Source organism: Burkholderia sp. Se-20373, from assembly GCF_017104705.1.
Taxonomy (GTDB): domain Bacteria; phylum Pseudomonadota; class Gammaproteobacteria; order Burkholderiales; family Burkholderiaceae; genus Burkholderia.
The window spans coordinates 43475-67525 of record NZ_JAAGPH010000005.1; the positions used below are offsets into that span (position 1 = coordinate 43475).

At 54.6% G+C, this 24051-nt stretch carries 19 protein-coding genes and 2 pseudogenes; 17 read left to right on the top strand and 4 right to left on the bottom strand.

The features are described from left to right. The first annotated feature begins 48 nt into the window (after nucleotides 1-48). The 6 genes from G3N96_RS02740 (at nucleotide 49) to G3N96_RS02765 (ending at nucleotide 5927) form a co-directional block, all read left to right on the top strand. On the top strand, nucleotides 49-948 hold the full coding sequence (locus G3N96_RS02740) for an SDR family oxidoreductase (protein WP_174985449.1): 900 nt from the start codon (nucleotides 49-51) through the stop codon (nucleotides 946-948). 247 nt (nucleotides 949-1195) lie between these two features. Then, nucleotides 1196-1969 (top strand): SDR family oxidoreductase, encoded by a 774-nt coding sequence (locus G3N96_RS02745; protein WP_206121415.1) that lies wholly within the window; start codon nucleotides 1196-1198, stop codon nucleotides 1967-1969. Nucleotides 1970-2054: 85 nt separating this feature from the next. Continuing rightward, nucleotides 2055-2372, top strand: a complete 318-nt coding sequence (locus G3N96_RS02750; RefSeq protein WP_174985453.1) for a hypothetical protein — start codon at nucleotides 2055-2057, stop codon at nucleotides 2370-2372. Between the two features lie 97 nt (nucleotides 2373-2469). Next, nucleotides 2470-3846 (top strand): aldehyde dehydrogenase family protein, encoded by a 1377-nt coding sequence (locus G3N96_RS02755; protein ID WP_206121417.1) that lies wholly within the window; start codon nucleotides 2470-2472, stop codon nucleotides 3844-3846. Nucleotides 3847-4142: 296 nt separating this feature from the next. Further along, nucleotides 4143-5348 (top strand): low temperature requirement protein A, encoded by a 1206-nt coding sequence (locus tag G3N96_RS02760; RefSeq protein ID WP_206136161.1) that lies wholly within the window; start codon nucleotides 4143-4145, stop codon nucleotides 5346-5348. Nucleotides 5349-5375: 27 nt separating this feature from the next. Beyond that, nucleotides 5376-5927, top strand: coding sequence for a DUF924 family protein (locus G3N96_RS02765; RefSeq protein WP_206121431.1), 552 nt, complete (start codon nucleotides 5376-5378; stop codon nucleotides 5925-5927). A gap of 162 nt (nucleotides 5928-6089) precedes the next feature. Here G3N96_RS02765 and G3N96_RS02770 read toward each other — a convergent pair whose 3' ends face one another. Further along, entirely contained in the window at nucleotides 6090-7760 is a 1671-nt protein-coding gene (locus G3N96_RS02770) for a GMC family oxidoreductase N-terminal domain-containing protein (protein ID WP_174985459.1), read from the bottom strand. A 358-nt stretch (nucleotides 7761-8118) separates the two neighbouring features. On the opposite strand from G3N96_RS02770, the gene G3N96_RS39055 reads away from it, so the two are divergent. Beyond that, nucleotides 8119-8262, top strand: a complete 144-nt coding sequence (locus tag G3N96_RS39055) for a hypothetical protein (protein WP_241011400.1) — start codon at nucleotides 8119-8121, stop codon at nucleotides 8260-8262. 817 nt (nucleotides 8263-9079) lie between these two features. After that, nucleotides 9080-9418 carry a hypothetical protein gene (locus G3N96_RS02780; RefSeq protein ID WP_206136162.1) on the top strand — a complete coding sequence of 113 codons (339 nt, stop codon included), beginning with the start codon at nucleotides 9080-9082 and terminating at the stop codon, nucleotides 9416-9418. 1439 nt (nucleotides 9419-10857) lie between these two features. On the opposite strand, the gene G3N96_RS02795 is transcribed toward G3N96_RS02780, so the two are convergent. After that, nucleotides 10858-11412, bottom strand: a complete 555-nt coding sequence (locus tag G3N96_RS02795; RefSeq protein WP_346778869.1) for a TetR/AcrR family transcriptional regulator — start codon at nucleotides 11410-11412, stop codon at nucleotides 10858-10860. A 348-nt stretch (nucleotides 11413-11760) separates the two neighbouring features. Here G3N96_RS02795 and G3N96_RS02800 point away from each other — a divergent pair, with 348 nt between their 5' ends. From G3N96_RS02800 to G3N96_RS02820, 5 genes are all read left to right on the top strand, one after another. Then, nucleotides 11761-12564 (top strand): SDR family oxidoreductase, encoded by an 804-nt coding sequence (locus tag G3N96_RS02800; protein ID WP_206136165.1) that lies wholly within the window; start codon nucleotides 11761-11763, stop codon nucleotides 12562-12564. Nucleotides 12565-12598: 34 nt separating this feature from the next. Beyond that, entirely contained in the window at nucleotides 12599-13720 is a 1122-nt protein-coding gene (locus tag G3N96_RS02805) for a DUF5938 domain-containing protein (protein WP_174985465.1), read from the top strand. Nucleotides 13721-13747: 27 nt separating this feature from the next. After that, complete coding sequence (locus G3N96_RS02810; RefSeq protein WP_206136166.1) at nucleotides 13748-15289, top strand: AMP-binding protein; 1542 nt, start codon at nucleotides 13748-13750, stop codon at nucleotides 15287-15289. 77 nt (nucleotides 15290-15366) lie between these two features. Further along, nucleotides 15367-16242, top strand: coding sequence for a transporter (locus tag G3N96_RS02815; RefSeq protein WP_206136167.1), 876 nt, complete (start codon nucleotides 15367-15369; stop codon nucleotides 16240-16242). Nucleotides 16243-16261: 19 nt separating this feature from the next. Beyond that, the gene (locus tag G3N96_RS02820) at nucleotides 16262-17449 is read left to right on the top strand and encodes a lipid-transfer protein (protein ID WP_206136168.1); all 1188 of its coding nucleotides are present in this window, start codon (nucleotides 16262-16264) and stop codon (nucleotides 17447-17449) included. Nucleotides 17450-17856: 407 nt separating this feature from the next. Here G3N96_RS02820 and G3N96_RS02825 read toward each other — a convergent pair whose 3' ends face one another. Further along, a complete protein-coding gene (locus tag G3N96_RS02825; protein ID WP_241022444.1) occupies nucleotides 17857-18453 on the bottom strand; it encodes a response regulator transcription factor in 597 nt (198 codons plus the stop codon). A 440-nt stretch (nucleotides 18454-18893) separates the two neighbouring features. On the opposite strand from G3N96_RS02825, the gene G3N96_RS02830 reads away from it, so the two are divergent. From G3N96_RS02830 to G3N96_RS02840, 3 genes and pseudogenes are all read left to right on the top strand, one after another. After that, the gene (locus tag G3N96_RS02830; RefSeq protein ID WP_174985475.1) at nucleotides 18894-19217 is read left to right on the top strand and encodes a flagellar transcriptional regulator FlhD; all 324 of its coding nucleotides are present in this window, start codon (nucleotides 18894-18896) and stop codon (nucleotides 19215-19217) included. Further along, a complete protein-coding gene (locus G3N96_RS02835) occupies nucleotides 19214-19756 on the top strand; it encodes a FlhC family transcriptional regulator (protein ID WP_307873421.1) in 543 nt (180 codons plus the stop codon). The genes G3N96_RS02830 and G3N96_RS02835 overlap by 4 nt, the downstream gene beginning before the upstream one ends. A 116-nt stretch (nucleotides 19757-19872) precedes the next feature. Beyond that, nucleotides 19873-20950: pseudogene (locus tag G3N96_RS02840) on the top strand (IS3 family transposase). A 164-nt stretch (nucleotides 20951-21114) separates the two neighbouring features. Here the strand turns inward: G3N96_RS02840 and G3N96_RS02845 are convergent. Beyond that, nucleotides 21115-21636, bottom strand: a pseudogene (locus G3N96_RS02845) (ATP-binding protein); the annotation flags it as partial. A 796-nt stretch (nucleotides 21637-22432) separates the two neighbouring features. On the opposite strand from G3N96_RS02845, the gene G3N96_RS02850 reads away from it, so the two are divergent. Further along, nucleotides 22433-24028, top strand: coding sequence for a DUF2957 domain-containing protein (locus G3N96_RS02850; protein ID WP_174985477.1), 1596 nt, complete (start codon nucleotides 22433-22435; stop codon nucleotides 24026-24028). Nucleotides 24029-24051: the final 23 nt, after the last annotated feature.

Genomic DNA, 24051 nt, shown 5'->3' on the forward strand with positions numbered 1-24051 from the left:
AGCCTCATTTCGCTGACCGATCCCTCTCGATTATCAAGGAACATCATCATGAGCAAGACTATACTGATTACTGGGGCATCCAGCGGATTCGGCCGTCTGGCAGCTGAGGCGCTAGCGCGGGCGGGACATACAGTCTACGCGTCGATGCGCGATACAAAGGGTCGCAATGCCCCTGTTGTTGAGCAAATGGCGACGTACTCAAAAGAGCATGATGTCGATCTGCGGACGGTTGAGGTCGATGTCCAGTCACAAGATTCTGTCGATGCTGGGGTTGCGCAGGTCGTCGGTGAGGTCGGCCAACTCGATGTTTTGGTGCACAACGCAGGCCATATGGTGTTCGGACCAGCGGAAGCATTCACACCCGAGCAATACGCTCACTTGTATGACGTCAATGTGCTGAGCACGCAACGTGTAAATCGCGCGGTACTCCCGCATATGCGGAAAGTGGGAGAAGGCCTGCTGATATGGGTATCGAGCAGCAGCTCGGCAGGGGGCACGCCTCCATATCTGGCGCCGTACTTTGCCGCAAAGGCCGCGATGGACTCTATTGCGGTGCAGTATGCACGCGAACTGTCCCGTTGGGGCATCGAGACGTCAATCGTAGTACCTGGTGCGTTCACCGGCGGCACGAACCATTTTGCCCACGCAGGGGCACCGGCGGATGACGCTCGCGCCGCAGAATATGACGCCGGTCCATATCCCGGTTTCGGCGACCAGGTACTGAAAGCATTTGCAGAAATCGTACCGGCAGACGCCGATGTTGGGGAAGTGGCGCAAGCCATTGTCGATATCGTCGGCATGCCCTTCGGGAAGAGGCCTTTCCGGGTGCATATCGATCCGACTCAAGACGGAGCAGCCGTCGGGTTCGCCGTCCTCGATCGTGTCCGTGCCGAGATGCTGCATCGCGTCGGGCTCTCTGATCTTTTAAAGCCTCGCGCCAAGGAGTGAGTCGGCACATTTGCCGAAGCAAGGGGGCTCGGTGATATAGGGCGGATCGAGTTGGTCGCGCTGAGCTCCTATTGCAAGTAAACGTGGTAGTTAAATGCGAGCGCTAGATTGGCGTCAAAGAGCGAAAGCATTACGGAAACTTTCCGAAGCTCATGCAGGATACTTCTAGCTAGGAGTTTGGGACCACTGGGCGTGAATTTCTAAATCTGACGAACGCGTTGCGCGTTTGTCGACTCTGGAGAACGAAATGGCGAACCACGAAATCAAAGGTAAGACAGTATTGATTGCCGGAGGCGCAAAGAACCTTGGCGGGCTAATAGCGCGTGATCTGGCAAAACATGGTGCGAAGGCAGTTGCGATTCACTACAACAGCGCGAGCTCCAAGGCGGAGGCCGACAAGACTGTTGCCGACATCAAGGCCGCCGGTGCAAAGGCGGTTGCATTTCAGGCGGATCTGACGAGCGCCAGTGCAATGGAGAATCTGTTCGCCGATGCTGTCGCTACCGTCGGCCGCCCTGATATCGCGATCAATACTGTAGGTAAGGTTCTCAAGAAGCCGTTCACTGAAATCAGTGAAGCGGAGTATGACCAGATGAGTGCAGTCAACGCGAAGTCCTCGTTCTTTTTCTTGCGTGAAGCGGGTAAGCACGTAAATGACAATGGCAAGATTGTCACGCTAGTCACAGCACTGCTCGGGGCATATACCCCGTTTTACGCTGCATATGCGGGGACGAAGGCTCCGGTTGAGCATTACACGCGTGCAGCTTCAAAGGAATACGGCGAACGAGGGATTTCGGTCAATGCTGTCGGCCCGGGCCCGATGGATACGCCTTTCTTCTATCCGGAGGAGGGTGCTGACGCGGTAGCGTATCACAAGACGGCGGCCGCGCTCTCGAAGTTCTCGAAAACCGGGCTCACGGATATCGAGGATGTGGTGCCGTTCATTCGCCATCTCGTCTCCGACGGCTGGTGGATCACCGGCCAAACGATCCTAATCAACGGCGGGTATACGACCAAGTAACTCGGGATCGTCCACGACGCGTCCGGTATGGGCGGCGTTTGGCCCACGCCGGATGTGTGACGATCCTCCGACTAGGAATGGCAATATGGACACCAGCACACTGTCTCATCCCGTTGTCAGGAAAGCAATCGAAGCCTTGCAACAAGGCGACAGAGCCGGATGGCAGGCGCTGTTCGCCGAAGGCGCTGAAATGTATGACGATGGCAGTCCCCGTGATTTGTCTGCGTTCAATCGAGAAGCGATTGGTTCGGAGCGGTTTACGAAAATTGATCGGGTCGAGAATGACGGTCTCGAGGTCTTCGGGCGATTTCACTCGGATAAATGGGGTGATTTCAATACGTACTTCAAGTTTTCGATCGACGCAGAGGGTCTGATTTCTCGCCTCGACATCGGGCAAGCCTGAGCAGACGAACGCAGGCAATCCCGCAATTTATGTGGTTACGTTACACACCGTAGTCCGGCGCACGTGACGTTAGCTTCAACTTCAAGAGATTACGATCATGTCGAATCCATACCAGGCGGTGCTCGACGCGCAGCGTGCGCGTTTTGATTCGGACGTTACCAAGACCTACGAATGGCGCATTCAGCAGCTCGATCAGATGGAGCGAATGCTGCGGGAGAATCAAGACGAGTTGTGTGAGGCTCTTTACCAGGATTTTGGCAAGCCACCGTTCGAGCAGCTCTTCGAGATCTCCGTGCCAACTGGTGTGATTCAGTACTACCGCAATCATTTGCGCGAACTGATGGCGCCTCAGAAGGTCGCGATTCCATCCGCATTGGAGGGCGATGGAAACGAAGGGATGGTCTACAAGGAACCGTACGGTGTGACGCTGGTCATTGGGCCATTCAATGCGCCGATTCTGCTGCTTCTAGATCCGGCTATCGCGGCACTTGCCGCTGGCAACACGGTCGTCTTGAAGCCGGCCAACACGACACCGGCTACGGCCGCGCTGCTCAGCAAACTGGTGCCGTCATACTTCGGATCCGAAGACGTTGCAGTTGTGACGGGCGGGAGGCAGGAAATTAGCGCGTTGCTAGAACTTCCGTTTGACTTCATCTTCTTCACCGGAAGCTCCGCGGTGGGGAAGGTCGTGATGCGCGCAGCCGCCGAACATCTAACTCCTGTCCTGCTCGAGCTTGGTGGGCAGAATCCATGCATTATTGACGAAACCGCGAACCTCGACATTGCCGCCGACCGAGTTGCATGGGGACACAATGCAATTTCGGGGCAATGGTGTATCGCGCCGGGCTATGTCTATGTGCACGAATCGGTGGCAGACGCCTTTCTCACGCGCCTCAAGGCGTCGATCCGGAGAATGTACGGGGACGATCCGCAGCGAAGTCCTGATTTCGCGCGGATGATTAGCGAACATGACGCGGAACGCGTCGCATCTTACATTCTCGCAGATAAAGTTGTGCACGGCGGGCGTTTTGACGTCGCCGCCCGTTACGTCGAACCTACATTGCTGTATCCATCAACGTGGGACGATCCAGCCATGCAACAGGAGGTTTTTGGTCCGGTGTTGCCCGTGCTGCCTTACAGCAACCTTCGGGAAATCGTGGGTATTATTAAGCGCAAGCCTAAACCGCTAGCCTGCTACATTTTCAGTAAAACACAAAAAAATATCGACTACGTACTCAATGCGCTCTCGTTTGGTGGCGGTTGCGTAAATCAGACTAACCTACATTGCTGGATCGATAGTTTGCCATTTGGCGGCGTTGGTAACAGTGGAATGGGAAAATACTATGGTAAAGCTGGATTCGACGCTCTTAGCAATACAAAGGCTATGCTGATTGGAAATCCCGATTCGGTGCTCGACGTATTTCCGCCATACAAAGGAAAGGACATCGGAAAGATGCTCAGTGTATTTGCCTGATAAGGGGGCGCGATGCATACAGTTTGGACAATTTTCGCTGGAATTTTGCTGTTGATAGTATTTTTGTTGTTTGGTCGACTTTGGGGGGCACATGTCGCAGAACTTAGCGTTGCGGCGCTAGTTTTTATACCATCCTGGGCTGTGTTGTCGCTGGCCAATCTTTGGGTAGGAGTGCATCGAGCCGGTTATGGTGTCCGCGAAGAATTGCCAGTACTTGCGATCGTGTTCAGTATTCCAGCCGCGATTGCTGTGGCTACAGCTTTGCTATTCCTACGAAAGTGAATGGGTGATGCGCTATGAGTATTCAATCTAGCGGGCATCCGCTCATGCGCAAACGTAACGGGCAACACGCGCGCGTTACGTACGAGGAATTATTCTTCGATCTAGTGTACGTGTTTGCCGTAACGCAGTTGAGTCATTCACTACTGCATCACCTCACGCTCACGGGCGCGCTCCAGACGCTTATTCTATGGTTTTCGGTCTGGCTTGGCTGGCAGTATACTTGTTGGGTGACAAATTGGTTTGATCCCGAGCGCCCGGCAATTCGCCGCCTGATCTTTGCCACGATGCTGGGCGGTCTGATAATGGCAGCCGCAATTCCGGATGCATTCGGCACGCGCGGTCTTCTGTTTGCTGGTGCATACACGTCGATGCAAGTAGGCAGAACCGCGTTTATCGTGATTCGTCTGGAGCGAGACCATGCGTTGTCAGCAAACTATCAGCGAATGCTCGGTTGGGTTTCCATATCCGCCGTGCTTTGGTTGGCTGGTGGGTTGGCGGAACGCGAGACACGGACAATTCTATGGCTTGCTGCTGTATTGTGTGAGTATGTGTCACCGATGTTTGGTTTCGCTCTGCCGATCCTCGGACGTTCTCATACACGCGACTGGACCATTGAGGGCGGGCATCTGGCGGAACGTTGCCAGTTGTTCGTCATCGTCGCGCTAGGGGAGGCGGTACTAGCGACGGGTGCTTCCCTGAGCGGAGAGTCGATGTGGAAAATTGAAACGCTCTCCGCTTTCCTCAGCACTTTCGTTGGCGCACTTGCTATGTGGTGGCTCTATTTCGGTACTTCGAGCAAAGATGCGAGCGCTGCGATTGCCCATTCCAACGACCCCGGGAGAATGGGGGCCTATTTTCATTATGTGCATGCGGTTCTTGTCGCCGGGATAATCGTCACGGCAGTCGGAAATGACCTTGTGTTGACGTATCCCGATACGCGATCTAAGTTTGCTTATACAATTGCTCTGGTGGCAGGTCCCGCGATTTATATACTTGGCAGTGCCATTTACAAGCGAATTGTTTACGGTGTCATACCCCGTTCGCACATTGCATCTGCGATAGCTCTTGGCGGTTTGGCAATCTGTTTCGGTGACCTGGGAACGCTGGAAATGGGGTGGGCTACAACCGTTGTTCTATTGGTTGCGTCGTGGTGGGAAACGCGGGTTGGTCGCCAACAATATGCTTCTCAAGATGGTTCGAACTTGCTGGAGCATGATTGAAACCAAAGTTTTGAAAAATCAAATATGATGTACTCCTCGGAAGTGCTTTCAATATTGGATGTAATTTCCTTCTGGAGAGAGGCCGGTCCGTCATTATGGTTTGCAAAAGATGCGTCTTTTGATAATCGCTTTAGACAACGTTTTGTCGATGCTCATTATGCCGCTGCCCGACGCGAACTCGATGACTGGCAAAGTAATGCGTATGGATTATTGGCGCTGATAATACTGACTGACCAGTTTCCCCGTAATGCTTTTCGTGGAACTGCGCATATGTATGCGACCGATGGTCTTGCGCGACATTTCGCGACGCTTGCGTACGTCCGTGACCAAATGGCGGCGGTGGAGAAACCGCTCCGCCTGTTCTTTTGTCTACCATTCGCGCATTCAGAAGAAATTTCTGATCAGCGCATATCTGTAAAGCTTAATGAAAGACTGGGGCAGCCTTGGTATTCGCACGCATTGGGGCATTTTGATATTATCGAACGGTTCGGTCGTTTCCCGCACAGGAATCCGCTTTTAGGGCGCCAGACTACGCCCGAAGAGGCCAAATATCTGGCGGACGGTGGGTTTTCAGGTTGAGATGGGTCTTGAAAACCGGCCACGTATGCCATTTGATATGAGCGCTTGATAAAGCATTCTGAAGTTGCACCATTGCCAGGATTGTCGGGTGGCCAACTCTGTTCCGTCTCGATTTGAGTGCAGGGGACAGGGCAGCCACGCACGGGATCCCTGTCCGACTTTCTACATCATTGCCTTGACTCGAGTTTGCGTTTTTGACTTGGGTACGACTTTCCCCGTTATGAAGTCCGCCGCGCGTTCGGCCATCATCATGATCAACGCATTGGTCGGCCCGCGGATGATGCGGGGAATCGCCGATCCATCGACCACGCGCAGCCCACTCACTCCGCGCACCCGCATCTGTGTGTCGACGACGGCCGCTGCATCGCCGTCAGCGCCCATACGGCACGTGCCGACCGGGTGATGAAGGGTTATCGCGATACGGCGAATGAATGCGTCGACGTCCGCATCGCTTTGCACCTGTGCGCCAGGCGCAATCTCTTCGCCGATGAACGGGCGCAGCCCGGCCTGGGCGCCGATTTCCCGCATGCGCCGGAACATCTCCCGCGCAGCGGTGCGATCCTTCTCGGTCGTGAGGAAGTTCTGTTCGATCCGTGCATGCTCGGCCGGATCGGCCGACTTCAACGTCACGCGCCCGCGGCTTTCCGGCGTGAGGAATATACCTTTGATCGCGAACGAGTCGGAGTAGGCTCGCTTGAATGGCTCGAAGTATGGCGCCGCGTTCATCGCGCCGGCAGCGAGAATCAGCTGAACGTCGGGTAGCGAAAGATGAGGCTGACTTCGAACCAGGCCGAGTGCGGCGGCGGGAATCTTGCTTGAGAAACCGTTGCCGCCTAAAAGCGTGCGCGCGACGTCGAACACAATCCGATCGGCCCGCATCATTCGGTGGAGCGGGCCGGGTTCCTTGCGGCTCCAGCGTAGGTCGAACACGATGTGGTCATGGAGATTGGCCCCCACACCGGGCAGTTCGATTTGCGTTCGGATGCCGTGCGCGCGCAGGTTGTCGGTAGCGCCGATGCCGGATAGCATCAGGAGTTGCGGTGAGTTGATCACGCCGCCGCAGAGGACAACTTCGCGGCGCGCATCGGCGCAGTAGTTAGCTCCACCACGGCTATACTCGATTGCGGTGGCGCGGGGTGTGCCCCTATCAGTGCCTAGAACGATCCGCTTAGCCAGTGCGCCTGTAACGAGTGTGACGTTGCCGCGCTCAAGCGCCGGGCGGAGGTATGCAACTGCGGCACTGCATCGGAGGCCATTGCGGATGGTGGCCTGCATTGGTCCGAAGCCTTCGACCGATTCGCCGTTGTAATCATCGTTTTCCGAGTAGCCGCACGCATGCGTCGCCTTAAGGAAGCCACCGATCAATGGGTCGCGATAATCAAGTCGGATCACGGTAAGAGGGCCGCGACCGCCGCGCAAAGCAGATTCCCCACCTTCCCAGGATTCCGAGCGCTTAAAGTACGGCAGCACCACGTCGTACGACCAGTCCGTCAGACCGAATTCGCTAACCCAACCTTCGTAGTCCTCGCGCGCGCCGCGTGCATACGCCATGCCGTTGATTGACGACGAACCACCCACTACCTTGCCGCGCGCGCATTCGATGCGACGGCCGTCCATTCCCGGTTCTGGCTCCGTACAGTATCCCCAATCGTAGAGCCGATTCTTCAAGATCTGGCCCCATGTGAGCGGTACCTTGATGTACGGTGATCGATCCTGCTCGCCGGCCTCGATCACAAGGATGCGGACGTTCGGGTCCTCACCGAGTCGGTAGGCCAACGCACAGCCAGCTGAGCCTGCGCCGACGATCACATAGTCATACGTATCGGTCTTCATCGCCGCTCCTCGGGCTTCCACGGAACCGACCGATCAGTTTGTACTCGCAGCTCAGGATTTCTGCGAACGGAGAAAGTCTCTTTCGAATGAACCACGATGCCTCCAAGACGGGCCCACACTCTGGCCACTAGGTTGGTTCCTTCGATTGTGCGCAACCTGAACTATATCTTCAAATAGGAAATAGAGTGGGGTTTGATAGTTCGTTAAGTATGGGAGATGTCCTTATGCGCAGTCGCCATCCGTCCCTTACGTTTCAAAGACTCGAGGATTTTTGCACGTTCGTAGAGTTTGGGAGCGTCCCCCAAGCGGCGGTCAGCTCTGAGTGGCGCAACCTTTCGTCACTGCGCATATACGGAGTATGGAGAGGCGTCTCGGTTATGCGGTCTTGAAGTGCGCCGGGCGCAATATCGCGCTCACCGAAGCCGGTGAACACACTTACCGTTGGGCGATCGAGGTAATCAAGCGCACCCGCGAAGTCGATCGCGAACTCGTCGCTTTGTGAGGGCGAAATTGGGAATGTGCGGTTGCCACGTCGATGTCCATCGGGTCCTATGAACTGCCGCCATTGATCGCGAATTTTCATCGTCGACAGCGGCGCGGCCTTGTGAGAGACCAAATTATGACGCCTTAGGCCGCAGCCAATGCGACACGGGTGGCCACGTGCGATTTTGCGGTAATTCAGGACCCTGATGGTCTGACAGCGCTGCCGCTATGGCGTGACGAACTCATACTCGTGACAGGCGCTCCGAGCTCGAGGGCTGGACAGAAGGCAGAGACGCTTGACTTCCGTCGGATCCCATTCGTCAGTACACCATGCAATCAGCGCGGCGCGAGTTGGAAGAGGCACTGATGCGCGAGCACGATTTGGAAAAACGCAATGCCGTAACGGAGCTCTGGCCCCGGGAACCAATGAAATGCGCTGTCAGACCAAACCTTGGTGTGAGCTTCGTGTTCGAATCTGCAGTGCGCTCAGACGTTAGTCGCTGCGAGTTAGTAGTCCTTACTCATACCGATATCTCCATGAGGGTGCCAATTTATCTGGTTCATCGCGAAGATAAGCGCTTTGCGACCTTTCAGACCGAACTGGTCCAGCTCATCCTGGACTTATCCTGGCCCAATACTGTTCGTAATTCATCAGATCACAAGAAATTGAGTATATAAATAATCGGAAATGGATAATAGACGGTGTTCGACTCGATCCTACGATTGCAAGATGTTTGCGCAAACGCCACACGTGTCTGACCGCCGAGTGTAAGCATCGATGGATGCCGGAACGTGATTGCGTAAGTCTTCGTCACACTAGAATCAGGTCCTTCATCATGCATACTCTTCACAACCATTCCGGTAGCCGCGCGCCGTTAGTAGACGATGCCGGCCATCTCCAAGAGGCGACGGGCCCTGCGCTCGTCGACTCTCTAGTTTGTGCGAACCGCATCCTGTTCGACCTGGGCATCGTCGATGCCTTCGGCTACGTCAGCGTCAGCCATGACAAGGATCCGCAATGCCACCTATTGGCGCGCGACATGGCGCCGGGCACCGTTTGCATCGACTACACCATCGAATTCACGCTGAGCGGACCGCATCTGCGCTCGTACCCGGCGACACCATGCTGGCGAAGCCGCCCGAACGTCGCCGCTATCCGTGCTCGTGCTTGGTGAGGTCGCGCGTGACACATTCCCGGCCTGCGTGTTCAACATCGTCAACGGCATGGGCGCGGAGGTCGGCGATACACTGGTGCGCCATCCGAAAGTGAAGCAGCTTGCGCTGATCGGGGCCGTGCCGAGGGAGCTAGTGATCCCAGCGCAGTGCGGCCGAAGTCAGGGGCAAGCACGTGACGCTCGAGCTAGGGACAAGAACCCGATGATCGTGTTTCCGGATCCGGACGCAGCGGCGGAGAGTGCAGTGTGCGGGACGAATTTGTCTTGACAGGGCCGTCGCGTGAATCCAATTCGCGGCTGCTGTTGCTCGACTACATTTACGACGACGTACTCGCGCGTGTCGTCGAGCGCGTGGCCCCGATCCGCGCCGGTGATCCGATGTCACCCGACACGAGTATGGGTCCGATCAATTCGCGCAAGAGATACGACCACGTGATGAGCTTTCTCGAGTCGGCGCAGACGCACGGTGCGCGGCTGATGACGGGCAGTTCGTCAACCGCAGCAACACGCACATCCTTGGCGTGGCTTGGGGCGGCCTCAAGAACAGCGGTGTCGACTGGGAAGAGGGCGCGAGGAAATGTACCGTAATGTCGAGAAGAAAGTCGTCAACGTGGTGGCGTGATGGACTTGACTTACCGCCAGCCGAATCTAACGTCGAGGCCGTCGCTCAATGGTGGAAGTGATTCGCGCGGCACCATCGGGGAATACTCGTGAAAAAGGGTGTTCGCGACGTTCTTCTTCTGCCTGCTGGCCAATGCGATCGCGCCGGTCGCAGGCTCAAAACTATCGCTAAGAAACCCGATCCGTCGCATTGATCGGCGAGGGCGGTCAGAACATTCCTCCCCACTGCGTGCTAGAACCTTTGTGGGCTCGTGGCGCGGCATCGATGTGACGCGCCTCGGCCAGTAGGTGAAAAGGCAAGAAATAGACTCTACGACTCGATCGACATTGACCATTAGTTCACGAGAAAACTCTTCGCGACGGGCTACCGCAAGACAAAGCGCCAAATGATTTTTGAATTCTGCAACGGACTAGAATGTTAAAGAAAGCGCTCTTGTGATCGTTTGGCGAACTATAGAGGTCAATTTCAAATTGCGCTCGTGGCTTGGTGGAGATCAAGAGTAATGCAACAATTGGCGAGATCGATTGACGTGCCGTTACGTTCCAAATGGTTCTTGGCCTCCTTCTCACGCGCTTCTTTCAGATTGGCAAGTCAGTTCGGTTCATCACTTCGCCAAAATATCATGCGACCCGATGCCGCCGACGCGAGTCGAGTTAAACCGAAACGCGTGCAACAACTGTGGATATTTCCGAGGTCACGTATCTCACAAGAAGTGCAAAATTGCCGAGAGTACTCAGAGGTATCAACAACGAAATTTCGTCGCTGCGATTATTAGAAATCTGCTTATTAATCGTTTATAACTCGATCTCGGCAGATACTATCCAAGCTTCGGCAACAGGACTCGGACCTCCTCAATTAAGTCTCGGACGGCGTTCGGATCATCCGACACGTGCCGGAGTAAGTGCTTCTGGAATAATCCGTCGAGCAGTGCATACGCGGCGCTTGACGAAATTGAGACCGTTTTCCCGCCAAGTTCCGCATAACGTGTGATTACGCGCCACACCATGTCTTCGAGGCTCTTGTCAATCTCAGTAACAACGTCCCGAAATGAGGTCTCGAACAGCGCCTGAGCCCTCAGGTCATACCAAAGGCTATGCATTTGCGGCTCATTACGAATTGTCTCTTCAAGCTTACAGAGGAAGCCTTGCATCAATTCGTCCTGCGACTGCGCGGCTTCCACCACCGCATCATAGCGTGTCGCGCACTGTGCTTTGAAATGGCGAATGCTACATCGGATGAGATCTAGCTTGTCTTCAAAATAGTAGTGCAGTACCGCGTGGGTGTACTCAGACTTTTGTGCGATCTCGCGCAAACTCGTTTTCGCATATCCCAGCTCCGACAGAGTTTGTAGCGCGACTTCCGCGAGTTCCACGCGGCGTGCCTCGTACTTATCTATCGGGTCACGCCTCGATCTGGCAGAACGTTGTTTCGCCATCACGCGTCCGGTCTCAGCCTGCCTCATCATCCTTTCGTTGCCTCGCATCAATCACAACAATCACATCGCATGTGCCCAAACTCGCATGCGCCGTATGAGACCTAGCCCACAGTGTGCAAAGCGAAGATGTGCATGTCAAGAAAAAGCGGACACCTGTAAAAAAAATTCTTGACATTCGTGCAAAGAAATCTAACCATCTGGTAAAAATAAACTTTCCAGTTGGTTAGGCGTTGTGGAGGCGAGCCGGCGACCCCGTCCGGCAATCTTTGGAGCGTGGAGGGAGACATGACAAATGGAAGGCTTCACGGGCGTAAAGCTCTAGTGACTGGTGGCGCGCGCGGCATTGGTGCCGGTGTGGCGCAGGCACTTGCACAAGAAGGCGCGGATGTACTTCTTGGTGATGTGTTAGTTGACGTTGCAACGCAAACTGCGCGCGGTATCGCACAGACAGGCACACGTGTGGGCGCGGTGGCACTTGACGTTACCGACGATGAGCAGTGGGCACTTGCTGTCAATGCGATGGTTAGTGAGTTGGGAGGGTTCGATATCCTGATTAACAACGCTGGTATCGAGATCACATCGCTCATATCCGACCTTCGGGCTGAAGATTTGCGTCGGATGTGCGATATCAACATTGTCGGAGTCGGCCTCGGGCTGAAGCATGCATTTGGGGCAATGCGCCCCGGCGGAGCCGCCGGACACGGTGGTGCAATCGTCAATGTGTCATCAGTCGCCGCGACGATCGCATATCCCGCAATTGCGGGATATTCCGCCACAAAGTCTGCGGTGGATCGGATGACTCGGGTAGCTGCAATGGAGGCAGGCAAGCTCGGTTACGGAATTCGAGTGAACTGCGTATATCCCGGCCTTACCCCAACCGAGATGGGGATGAATCTCGCGTCGGACATCGTCTCGAATGGCCTCGCCCCAGACGTCGGCAGCGCAGTGTCGGCAGTAGTTGAGCAAACGCCCCTCGGGCGTCTTGCGACGGTTGAGGAGATCGCCGATTCGATCGTATTTCTATGTTCCGATCATGCCCGTTTCATAACCGGTATCGGTATGCCGATTGACGGCGGCATGGGGATGTGAATCGGCAAGCGATGATTACATTAATGGGGGAGTCATGAGCAACAAGAAGCCCGTAGTCGTCTATGGAGTATCGGGGTATACCGGCCGTCTGGTCTGCGAATATTTGCGCGAGTACAACATACCGTTCATTGCCGCTGGGCGGGATAAGGCGAGAGTCCAGGAGGTGGTCGAAAGGATTCCAGGTATCGAAACTGCAAGCTATGACGTCGTAGGTGTCGAGCACAATATCGAAGCGCTTACAGAACTGTTCAGCGGTGCACGCTTTGTAAGCAACATGGTGGGCCCTTTCATCAAATACGGATCGGAAGTGGTCCAGGCGTGCCTTGCCGCCGGTTGCCATTATTCAGATACCACCGGAGAACAAGATTGGGTAATGCTCGCGAAAGAACGCTGGGGTGAAGCATTTGCGCTGAAAAAATTGCTGCTCGCACCGGGCATCGCACACATGTATACAACGGGCGAGATTGCTGCGCAACTTTGCCTTGAGGTACCTGGGCTCGATACGCTGGACATACTCACGCTGTTCAGTGGATTTCCAACCACGGCATCGGTCGCCACCATCTTCACAATCCTAAAAGCCAAGTGGCACTATCTCGAACAGAACGAATACAAGGAATGGCCTCTCTCCACGAAATTTGATGTGGTGATTCCCGGGCAACACGGTTTGGGTCTAGCGTTACCTTGGGGAGGGACGTGCCATCCGGTCTGGTTCAAAGACGATCCCCGAGTGGCAAATGTAAAGGTCGCGGCAGGAGTATTTGCCCGCGAAGTGATGGAAGGGGTCATCGCTACGGTGAAACTCTATGAAGAGCAGATCAAGACACTGCCGCTGGAGCAACAGGAAGAGGCGCTCGGCAAGGTAGCGGCATCGGTACAGAGCGGTATGCCGCCGCGCGAGAATCCTCGCGTCAATCGCTCAATTGATTCAGTTTATGCGTCCGGCCCACTGGGGCGTGCTCACTGCGTAATTCACGGAAACAGCAACTACAAGCAGACAGGACTGTTGCAGGCCTATGCGGCAATGTCATTACTACAAACGTCACCGAAGAGAATTGGTTTCGCGTCCGGGTGCCAGGCATTTGGTCATCGCGAGTTGCTCGGGCAGTTGCGCAGTTTTGGTTTAGTGATGAAACCTGTTCTGACTATTGAAGACTGACGCACCGCACTTATCGGGAGGATCGTCATGCGTTTGACCCGTTATCTCGACAAGGGGGCGTCGCTCGGCGCCGATCAACCTTGCCTTGTCACCGAGGACGAGACGCTCACATATGTCCAGGTGCAGCGTCTGACTTATCGAGTCGCACGCGCGTTTGTACGCGACGATGTCGCTGCCGGTGATAACGTTGCCATCCTGTCTGGCAACGATCCGGTTGCGTTTTCGTGCGTATTCGGTGTGGCTCGTGCAGGCTGTGTCTGGTGTCCAATCAATCCCCGCAATGAAGTTGCCGAGAATGGATTTGTACTCGCAAGCTTCGAATGCCGTGCTCTTCTGTTTCACTGCAAGTATGCGGTGATGGTCGAGAAAATGCTGCCATATCTGCCAGCACTACGGTTAGTGATCTGCCTCGACGCAGCGCTACCATTCGCGCGGAGTCTCCATGACTGGCTCGGCGATCTGCCCGACACACCCTTCGAGCGAGAACCTGTAAACGACGTCGTGATGTTGCCTGGTACGGGTGGTACAACAGGAGTACCAAAGGGTGTCATGTTATCCGAGCGCAACTTAGAAACGATGACGGCACTGACTTTGATGAGTTACCCGTTCGACGGCCGGCCGGTCTATCTTGCCTTCGCACCACTTACGCATGCCGCTGGCGTGTTGTGCTTCCCGATTATGACACTTGGCGGTCGAATCGTCGTAATGCGGCATCCGGACGTCGGCGAGTTTCTCGCTGCAATTGAACGCGAAAGGGTTACGCATACCTTCCTACCGCCGACAGTGATCTACACGCTGCTTGATCATCCCAAATTGCCGTCAACGTGCATCGATTCGTTGCAGTGTTTCTGGTATGGGGCCGCGCCCATATCTGTCGATCGTCTCTTAGAAGCTCTTGAGCGGATCGGCCCAATGGCTCAGTTGTTTGGCCAGACGGAGGCGCCAATGATGATATCAACTTTCCCGCCTGAGGAGCACTATAACGCCGACGGCACAGTCGCCCTTGAGCGACTAGGGTCGGCAGGGCGGCCAACACCACTCGTCGAGGTGGGAATCATGGACTGCCGAGGCCGACTGCTACCTACAGGGGAGAAAGGCGAAATTGTTGTACGAGGGTCATTGGTAATGAAGGGTTATTACCGAAACCCCGAAGCAACAAAGGAAGTATCGGCTTTCGGTTGGCACCACACCGGCGACGTAGGTTATCTTGACGCAAACAACTACTTATTCATCGTCGATCGTGCGAAGGACATGATTATCACGGGAGGTTTTAACGTCTACTCCATTGAAGTCGAGCAGGCGCTGCTTGCTCATTCGGATGTTCGTGATTGTGCGGTGATCGGAGTGCCGGACGAAAAATGGGGTGAACGAGTAGTTGCAGTTGTCCAGCCACGTGACGGTAAGCAGATTGACGCAGAAGCGTTGAAAAATTTCGTAAAAAAGAGAATTGGAAGCGTCAAGACGCCGAAACAGATCGAGATTTGGGACGATCTCCCGCGGTCAAAGGTCGGCAAGATATCTAAGCCAGACGTGAAAGTGAAGCTTAAAAACGAGTCAACGCCGGGATAGAAAAGCAGCTCTAATAGATTCATGAATTATAGTTCACGAGTCGACCATTTCGGAGCACTTATTAAATGGAGTGAGACATGAAGGTGAAGTTGACGCCGTCAACTCTGGCCGTATGTTCTCTGTTGGCGTTCTCGAAGGCCGCATCGGCAATTGACATCTTTCCGGCCGATTACACGGTACTGCCGCCTGGAACCACACTTGCGCTTGGCTACATCGGCTTTACACCAAGCAGCAATTTTCGGCTTGATGGAGTTGGCAGAGTACCGGACTCTAGTCTTGACCAAACCGTCGGTATCGCTCGGGTGCTGCACTACACCCAGATCGGCGGGGTTCCTGTGGCGTTCCAGGCGTTTCTTCCATTCGCGAAGCTGACCGACGTGAAAGTTGGCGGCAGCCCGCTGCCGACCAACAACGGGCTCGGTGACCTCACATTTGGCGCAACTGCGTTCCTTGTCAACCGTCAGGATCCTCAGTACGGAACAACCGTTGGGTTCACTGCATATTTCTCCGTACCGACCGGGAAATATGATTATGGCCGAGTTGGAGCCGGTGCTGGAACAGTTGTGTTCACACCGCAGCTTGGCGTTATCCAAGGATTGGGACGGAACCTCTTCCTCGATGTGGCCGTCGACGTTGCTGCTCAACCAGGGCACGACAACAGCGGTTACCGCATTTCGGTGCGACCGTCGATCGAATTGCAGTCCTACCTGCGATACCAGTTCACCCCGGCAACATCAGTATCGGTCGGTTACGCGGGTAATTTCGGTGGAAAGCAGTATGTGAACGACGCCTACACAGGACAAAAGACTAGCACAAGTCAATTGAGACTGTTTGCGAGTCACATGCTGACGCCGACGTGGCAAGTTGCCGGCATGCTCGGCAAGGCAATCTCAACAGAGGGCGGCTTTAAGAACAGTTACAGTGTGCAGCTGCGTGTGATGAAAATCTTCTAAGCTCGCAAAGGAGTACGACATGAATCGTCGCGTGAATGTCATTGGGGTTGGTATGGTACCGTTCATGAAACCGGGTGCAAGCCTACAGTATCATCAGATGGCTACGATAGCCGCGCGGCTGGCACTCGACGACGCAAGAATCTCGTACGAGGAGATCGAGCAAGTCTACGCCGGTTACGTTTATGGTGATTCGACCTGCGGCCAGCGTGCGGTCTACGATATTGGTATGACGGGCATACCGGTCATCAATGTCAACAACAATTGTTCAACGGGCTCTACCGCGCTATGGCTTGCAAAGCAGGCGATCGAAAGCGGTGCTGCCGAATGTGTGATGGCGGTCGGATTCGAGCAAATGGAAAAGGGCGCGTTGACGACAAAGTTTAATGACCGCGATTCGCCCCTTGAGCGCCATCTCGCGGTTGCAGATTCAATTCAAGGCGGGACATCTGCTCCGCTCGCCGTGCGAATGTTTGGGGGCGCAGGAAAGGAGTATATCGAGCGCTACGATGTCCATAGAGAGACGTTTGGGATGATCTCGGTAAAGGCACGCAAGCACGGAGCCCGCAACCCTTATGCCTTGTTCCGTGAACCACTCGACTTAGACCAGGTAATGAACTCCGGTGAGATCTTCGATCCTCTCACGCGGTTCCAATGTTGCCCACCGACCTGTGGTGCCGCTTGCGCGGTGCTATGCTCGGACGAATTCACGAAGCGTCATGGGCATCCGCGCACTGTTTATATTGCGGGGCAAGCAATGACCACGGATTACCCGAGTAGCTTCGAGCCGGCATCAATGATTCGGATGGTCGGGTTTGACATGTCAGCCGCTGCGGCGAGACAGGTTTATGAGCAAGCCGGAGTCGGGCCAGAGGAGCTTGACGTCGTTGAACTGCACGATTGCTTCACAAGTAATGAGCTGATCAGCTATGAGGCGCTGGGACTTTGTCCCGAGGGCGGTGCTGAGCAGTTTATTCGTGATGGCGACAACACATACGGCGGCAAGGTCGTTACCAATCCATCAGGCGGACTGTTGTCGAAAGGGCATCCGCTAGGTGCAACTGGACTGGCGCAGTGTGCGGAACTAGTCTGGCAATTGCGGGGGGAGGCGAACGGTCGGCAAGTCGAGGGCGCGCGTTTGGCGTTAGCTCACAACATCGGACTGGGCGGTGCGTGCGTCGTGACTATGTATCGTCGAGACGTAGGGTGAGCAGATATCTTGGTAGGGTGCGCCGTTCATATACATATGCCCGCTAGCCAAACAATGCCAATTTGGCCGCGGAAGACGCTTATCGAGCGTTATGCATGGTGCCGCTAGAACCTTGCTGCATTCGTTCGCTATTGACTCACTAGCGAGGCTACCCGTGAGCGCTGGGCATGGTCGGTAGCGTCTCAAATGTCATAGCGATCGCCAGCAAATTGGGTTCCATGGAGTCCGTATCTCAAAGACACACGAACCAGAACAGTAAGACGTTTCTGCTCAGTACTTTAATCGCGTTGTGTCGGCCGAGTGTGTTTAAAGCCGTGATTAAAGTGATTAAATAATATCAATTATCAAAATATCAGTGGACTGGTTCGCAAGTGCGGCATTCAGCGCTCCTCGTAGAAGAAGCGGACTCATATCAGGCCCGCTAATCGCCCTACGGTCGCCGCTTGTGTGCGATTTTTTACTTTCAGCGCTTTGAAAATCGCGGTAATGTGCGTCTTGACCGTTTTTTCAGATATCCCGAGCGTTCTAGAGATTACCTTCGTAGGCATTCCATCACCAAGACATCTTAGTATATCAACTTGACGCGGCGTTAATTGCGAGACCTGGGAGAACAAAGGCGCCGCACGCTTTAGTAGCAGCGGAGGTACATAGAGCTCACCGGTGAGGACCATCTTTACGGCAGAGAGTAGCGTATGTGTATCGGCAGATGTCGGCACATAACCAAAGGCTCCTTGCGCAAACGCAGCACGAACATCTTCGGGTTTCTCAGAGGGCGACAGTACGATTATGCGAATATCTTCCCGCGAATGTGTAATAGACGACAAAGAATTCAAGTCATTGATTCCATTTCGTTGTATATCGAATATTACAGTATCAAGATCTCCGTCCGATTTTAGGGTCGTCGCTGCTTCATCAACATCATGCGCGTGACGGACAATCACCTTGTCATTGTCCTGACGCAGCAGGGCGGTGATTCCGTCTCGCAAAATTGGATGGTCACTCATGATTAGTATCTTCATAAAATTCAAATATCTCGCTGATTCATTTTTAAAAAGTTGCCACGTTTATGCGACCTTTTATGAAAGTCCTAGGACCTTTGGACGATCTGCGTCGCCCTATTGGTCTGATTTACAACTGGATCCGCTTCATCAAAACTGGTTTTGCGGTGAGTCATATGTATCGTAGTGCTAATTGTCTGATTAGTGGATTTTTTTGAAATTTTAAGAAATTGAAAATTTATATCTTCGAATCATTTTAACATTGACTATACGTCAAAATTCATGTGATCGCAGCATTATGGTTGCGTGGATATTTTTATGTTGCGAACTGGTATCGAATTAATTGATTGATGAAGGCGGAATTGAATAATATCTGTTGTTAATTGCCGAGATAAAAGGCTGGCCTTATTAGATTGATTCGGCTCAACTTGCAATCAAGGTTTATTATGAACATTCTTGACGAACACGATGCTATAAGAGATCTGAATATTTCTTACCTATGGTTGGCCCAAAAATTACTGAAATCAGATCGTGCGATGGCGATGTTTCGACTCGGTGTGACGCCGGAGATTGCCAGCGTAATCGAGGAGCTTCCCATAAAACGAATGATGAATTTGGCCTCCGCGGGGCAGCTCGTGTGTGTGTTGCGTTTGAATCGATGTGGAACGTTTCTGGCGCTCTCGAAATCACATGCGTCTGCCGAAATCGCCCACTTACATGCTGCAGCAGCACTCGCAAGTTCTGAGCCACACGTTCAGGATGCTACGTGAATAGCGACTCAAATTCGGATGGCCTGGTCCATGGCGCGCAAGATATTCTAGATGCCGTGGCAATGATTCGTTTGGGTGCTCGTCCGCAAATGCTAGAGATCGAGCTAGCAATGCCACGCGATCGACTTTTGAGGTTATATCGCGAGGTGAGAGGAGTGTCCCCACCAAAAGGCTTGCTTCCGTTTTCAAGCGATTGGTACTTGACTTGGATTGCGAATATTCATGCGTCACTGTTTTATACTATCTATAGTTTTTTACGATTCAAAGCCAAGTGTTCTAGGGTAGATGCTCTGGTGAAGGCATACAGCCTGTACAGTGAACGGTGCTATGTTGCAGGGTGTTGTACGTCTCTCGACATGACAAGGGCTTGGTTGCTTATTCGCTTTGTCGAAAATGGAGATCTATCGTGTACGAAGTGTATTGAGTGCGGTGCGAAGTTCATCGCTTACCGTCACGACACTCGTCGCAAACGGGTCTGTGTGTCGTGTCGACCGCCAGCACGCGCTGGCAAACGTACTAGTGGCAGTCGAAAGCGGTAGTTGAACTTGAATAGAAACGTAGAAATAAAGATGGTCGACAAGATTCTCGGCGACGTCTCCCCCGATTTGAGTAGCGCGACGATTTAGAGTCCAATCAAGTAGTCAGGAGATTGGACATGAGGAAGCGGTTCGCCGAAGAGCAGATCATTGGCTTCCTGCGGGAGGCGGAGACGGGGATTCCGATCAAGGAGCAGTGCCGCCGGCACGGCTTCTCGGAAGCCAGCTACTACCTGTGGCGCAGCAAGTTCGGCGGCATGAGCGTGTCCGACGCGAAGCGCCTGAAGGAGCTGCTGGCCGAATCACTGTTGGAAAGCGAGGTCACGCGCGAGGCGTTGCGAGAAAGGTGATGAGCGCCCCTTCACGCCGAGAGGTGGTGCGCCATATGACGCAGCGAGGCCTGAGTGCACGTCGGGCCTTGCAGGTTATCGGCATGAGCGCCAGCGCCTACCCTCATCAGCCCGCTCCGGATCACAATGTGTCGTTGCGCGCTGAGATTGTGGCACTGGCTCAGCGGCATCGCCGCTACGGCTCGGGGATGATTTATCAGAAGCTGCGGCAGTCGGGCCAGAGGGTGAATCACAAGCGGGGCGAGCGGCTGTATGCAGAAGAGAAATTGCAGGTGCGCCGAAAGGTGCCGGCCTCGGACCGTCAACCACTGTGGAGGCCGTCAGCGGCCAACCAGGCCTGGTCGATGGATTTGTGTTTGACCGAACTGCGGAAGGCCGCGTGATCAAAAGTTTGACCGTGGTCGACGAAGCAACGCATGAGGCTGTGGCCATTGTGCCGGAGCGTGCAATCAGCGGGCATGGGCTAACGCGCATTCTGGATCGCGTGGCCGTGCATCGCGGTTTGCCGCAGGCGATTCGGACCGGTAACGGCGCGGAGTTTTGTAGTCGGGCGATGCTGACCTGGTTGCATCAGCGGGGCGTGAAGTTGTTTCTGATCGAGCCGCGCAAGCCGAACCAAAATGCCTACATTGAATCGTTTAACGAGCGCTTCCGGGACGAATGCTTGAACGAACACTGGTTCACCAGCCTGTCGCACGCCAAGGTCGTGATCGAGGATTGGCGTCGGGAATATAACGAGGAGCGGCCGAAGAAATCGCTGGGCGGATTAACGCCCACATCCTACGCCCGGAAACTGGCGGAGAAAGCGTTGCATTCCCGCCCGGACTCTAAAGCCCAGTGCTACTGAAAACGGGGGGCGTCGTCGGCACGACAGACCTGTGAGACCAGGTCCGCAAGACAATGACCACGCTAAAGCGACTCCCTACATTGTCACTTCGAGTGGGTGTCATCCTCGGACGTAATTTCCCCAGAAGTGTCGAAGTAAAATTCCCCACCCTGTTCGGACGGTGATCAACCGGCGACGTGATCGAATGGATTCCTTCGGGGGCGGCCCGGACGCCGGCGAGCCGGTTGAGCGGGCACCGGGTTCAGGGAAGATGGACGGTTGCGCAGATGGTCCGGCAGCAGATCGGCGTGTTCTCGCAGGCGGTACGATGTGCCTTCGATTTGCACGACGATCGCGTGGTGCAGCAGCCGGTCGAGCAACGCCGCAGCCACCACGCTGTCGCCGAACACGTCGCCCCATTCACCGACGCTGCGATTGGACGTCGGGATGATCGCGCAGCGCTCGTAGCAGGCGTTGACGAGCTGGAAGAACAGATTGCCACCGTTGGAGCCGATGGGCAGGTAGCCGATCTCGTCGACGACGAGCAGGCTGTTACGGGCAAGGAAGCGCACGCGCTGCGCCAGGTTGCCCTCTCGCTCGGCCTTGGCCATCGTGTTGGCGATCTCGGCCAGCGAGCCGAAGTAGACGCTCTTGTCAGCGCGCACGGCTTCCGCGTCCATCGCAATGGACAGGTGCGATTTGCCCGTAGTGTGCTGAAATATCGCTGACTTCACAACTTCCTGTCTCTAAAGGACTCTCAGAAATCTTAGCTGACGTAATGCCGATTCCTACTGGGCCAACTCCAGTCGCTTCCATCGCATGTGACCAAAGAGATTGCGTCTGCAATGAGCAAAGCTCTTGCCATCGAAACCTTAAGTGCTCGAAGGGGACATAAGGAGGTCGAGATTGACGGCGGCACGAGTGCTTCAATATAAACGGGGTTAAATGCAATTCTGTCGATAATCATGATGGCATTGATGTGGGGACGTTAATTTGAAAGTAATACGTTACATTTTTTCTAGAAAATGTATTTTAAAAAATAATACAAATACTGCCGCTTTGGGTTCCTGAGATAATTCTTAGTCTTGGATGGTGGGGTGTGTTTGAAATAACCATTGCCTCGTTACGTGCCTTGCGTCATCCGGCGTTCCGTTGTTTGGAATCTTTCGTCCATTTACATGATCGGGCTGGCAAATCATAGTCGCGTCAACAAGGCCGTCGCATATAAAGAGATCGATTCGCCAAGAGGTTGGGGAAAATATATGGGTGTTCGTTATTAGGCAGAATTGCGAGCCGATTTCCGTCATGCACGGGAAAACGGATGTCTTCTTCGACAGATGGAAAAAGCGCAGGTAGATTTCATACGATTTTAGAAGGGCACCTTCACGACGCGGCTCTCTGGAGTCGGGACGAATGCTGTCTCGCTGAGAGCGTGTGTAGCGGTGATTGTTGGGCTAGGGGCCGTTAGGGGCGGAGGTATTCGCGCCCGATGAGGAGCGAGCAATGATTGTGATACCTGCGTGGAAAAGGCTAGCAGTGATGGGGCTGGTATTGGGACCGTTCATTTCCGCTTGCGGCGGGGGGGATGACCCTGGGCCGATTAACGTGCCGCAGTGCTCAGGCGCCGCATGCGGGCCTAGCGGCGCGGAGACTACGCCACCCGTTTTAACAAAGCTATGTCCGGACGCGCTCGATTACACGACGACGTATACGGGGGGGGCCGGCAGTGGCGAGTACATCAAAGTGAAATTCAACACGACGAATCTCAGCTATCAGATGCAGTTCGTCGACTCGTCGGTACCGACCACGGCAGGACAGATCAACAACACGCGCGCTGGTCTGACGATCAGCGGCGCGTTCCATCACCCGACCAATCTCCCAACACCAGAGCAGAATCGCTGCGCGTTCGTGCTCGACAGTGGTGCAACGAGTGATGGTGCGTACGCGATAACGATAAATCGCTCAGATCCTCCGATGCTGTTCGTCGGTAAAGGGATCGTGGGTGGCGGGATTCCAGGTGCCACAATCGCCTTTTCGGGCATCGAACTCGTACCGGGCGTGGTTCTCGGAGCGGTGCCGTCGCGGACGTTTGACTTCTACCCGTTCATCGGGTTTAGCAGCACCGAAACGGATTTCGAGAAGGTGGCCGGCGCGTACAACGAGGTTGGCCTTCATCTTTCGCCGACTGGCACCTCATTCCAGACCACTGTGCCGCAGGGTTGGCAGCCAGACGTCGTGAACTGGAACCAGACGCTCAATGCGGACGGCTCGTGCACGATTACGCAAGACAGCGACTATTCCTGTCAGACAACCGGTATGCCATGGACGTTGCGCAAGAACACGGACGGTACGCCAGACAATGTGTTTGTCAGTCACCCGCAAACGGGGATGCCGTATCCGTCGGCAGGACAAGAGCAACCTCTCGTGATTCTTACACCAAGTCAGGCGCACGGAGTGATGATCGTCGGAAAGCTGAACGGTGCGTTGGTGCCAGTTGTCATTCGAGTCGGATTTTCTTATGCGGCAGCTAATAACCCTCTTGCGTCGGTGGCTGATGCGGAGGTGGGCATTTCAATACTTACACCTGCGAGAGCCGTCGAGAGCAACGTGTTGAAAGGCGGATTTATCGGTGCGACGAGCGCCTCGGCATGTGGTGTCGTTACGTCCAATGGGCCGTCGGGGGCACCTGGAAATTCGGGGCCGAGCTTCGACAGAAATAAGTCACATCCAGACCTACCGGGCAAGTACGATGGCACTTTCTTTTTGCCGGCGGCAGGTAACTGTTCGGACGGCACTGCGGTGTCGAGTATCGCGGCAAACTATACGTCGGCGCTCTTCCAAGGCAATTCGGCTGCATTGATCGATCCGCAAACGTCATCAGTGACAGCACAGCTTGGGTTGGACTATGCACAGGTATCGCCTGGGAAAGTCGGAGTTACGGCCAACAGCGACTTCATCGCGAAGGGCGCGAACGGAAACTTGGCGATCTTCAAGAAGGGCGATACGGGCTGGATCGTGACGGCCGGCAACGTCTACGCGATGGTCGTCAACAACAGCCAGGTCAACCCGTTCTTCACGGTCGGCGCGTTCGTCCAGTAACCCTGCATTGAACACGTAAAACC

Coding starts and splice junctions, on each gene's coding strand:
- G3N96_RS02740 (WP_174985449.1), top strand. CDS start 49: ATGAGCAAGACTATACTGATTACTGGGGCATCCAGCGGATTCGGCCGT.
- G3N96_RS02780 (WP_206136162.1), top strand. CDS start 9,080: ATGCATACTCTTCACAACCATTCCGGTAGCCGCGCGCCGTTAGTAGAC.
- G3N96_RS02770 (WP_174985459.1), bottom strand. CDS start 7,760: ATGAAGACCGATACGTATGACTATGTGATCGTCGGCGCAGGCTCAGCT.
- G3N96_RS02850 (WP_174985477.1), top strand. CDS start 22,433: ATGATTGTGATACCTGCGTGGAAAAGGCTAGCAGTGATGGGGCTGGTA.
- G3N96_RS02800 (WP_206136165.1), top strand. CDS start 11,761: ATGACAAATGGAAGGCTTCACGGGCGTAAAGCTCTAGTGACTGGTGGC.
- G3N96_RS02760 (WP_206136161.1), top strand. CDS start 4,143: ATGAGTATTCAATCTAGCGGGCATCCGCTCATGCGCAAACGTAACGGG.
- G3N96_RS02745 (WP_206121415.1), top strand. CDS start 1,196: ATGGCGAACCACGAAATCAAAGGTAAGACAGTATTGATTGCCGGAGGC.
- G3N96_RS02830 (WP_174985475.1), top strand. CDS start 18,894: ATGAACATTCTTGACGAACACGATGCTATAAGAGATCTGAATATTTCT.
- G3N96_RS02750 (WP_174985453.1), top strand. CDS start 2,055: ATGGACACCAGCACACTGTCTCATCCCGTTGTCAGGAAAGCAATCGAA.
- G3N96_RS02805 (WP_174985465.1), top strand. CDS start 12,599: ATGAGCAACAAGAAGCCCGTAGTCGTCTATGGAGTATCGGGGTATACC.
- G3N96_RS02765 (WP_206121431.1), top strand. CDS start 5,376: ATGTACTCCTCGGAAGTGCTTTCAATATTGGATGTAATTTCCTTCTGG.
- G3N96_RS02810 (WP_206136166.1), top strand. CDS start 13,748: ATGCGTTTGACCCGTTATCTCGACAAGGGGGCGTCGCTCGGCGCCGAT.
- G3N96_RS02825 (WP_241022444.1), bottom strand. CDS start 18,453: ATGAGTGACCATCCAATTTTGCGAGACGGAATCACCGCCCTGCTGCGT.
- G3N96_RS02755 (WP_206121417.1), top strand. CDS start 2,470: ATGTCGAATCCATACCAGGCGGTGCTCGACGCGCAGCGTGCGCGTTTT.
- G3N96_RS02820 (WP_206136168.1), top strand. CDS start 16,262: ATGAATCGTCGCGTGAATGTCATTGGGGTTGGTATGGTACCGTTCATG.
- G3N96_RS39055 (WP_241011400.1), top strand. CDS start 8,119: ATGGAGAGGCGTCTCGGTTATGCGGTCTTGAAGTGCGCCGGGCGCAAT.
- G3N96_RS02815 (WP_206136167.1), top strand. CDS start 15,367: ATGAAGGTGAAGTTGACGCCGTCAACTCTGGCCGTATGTTCTCTGTTG.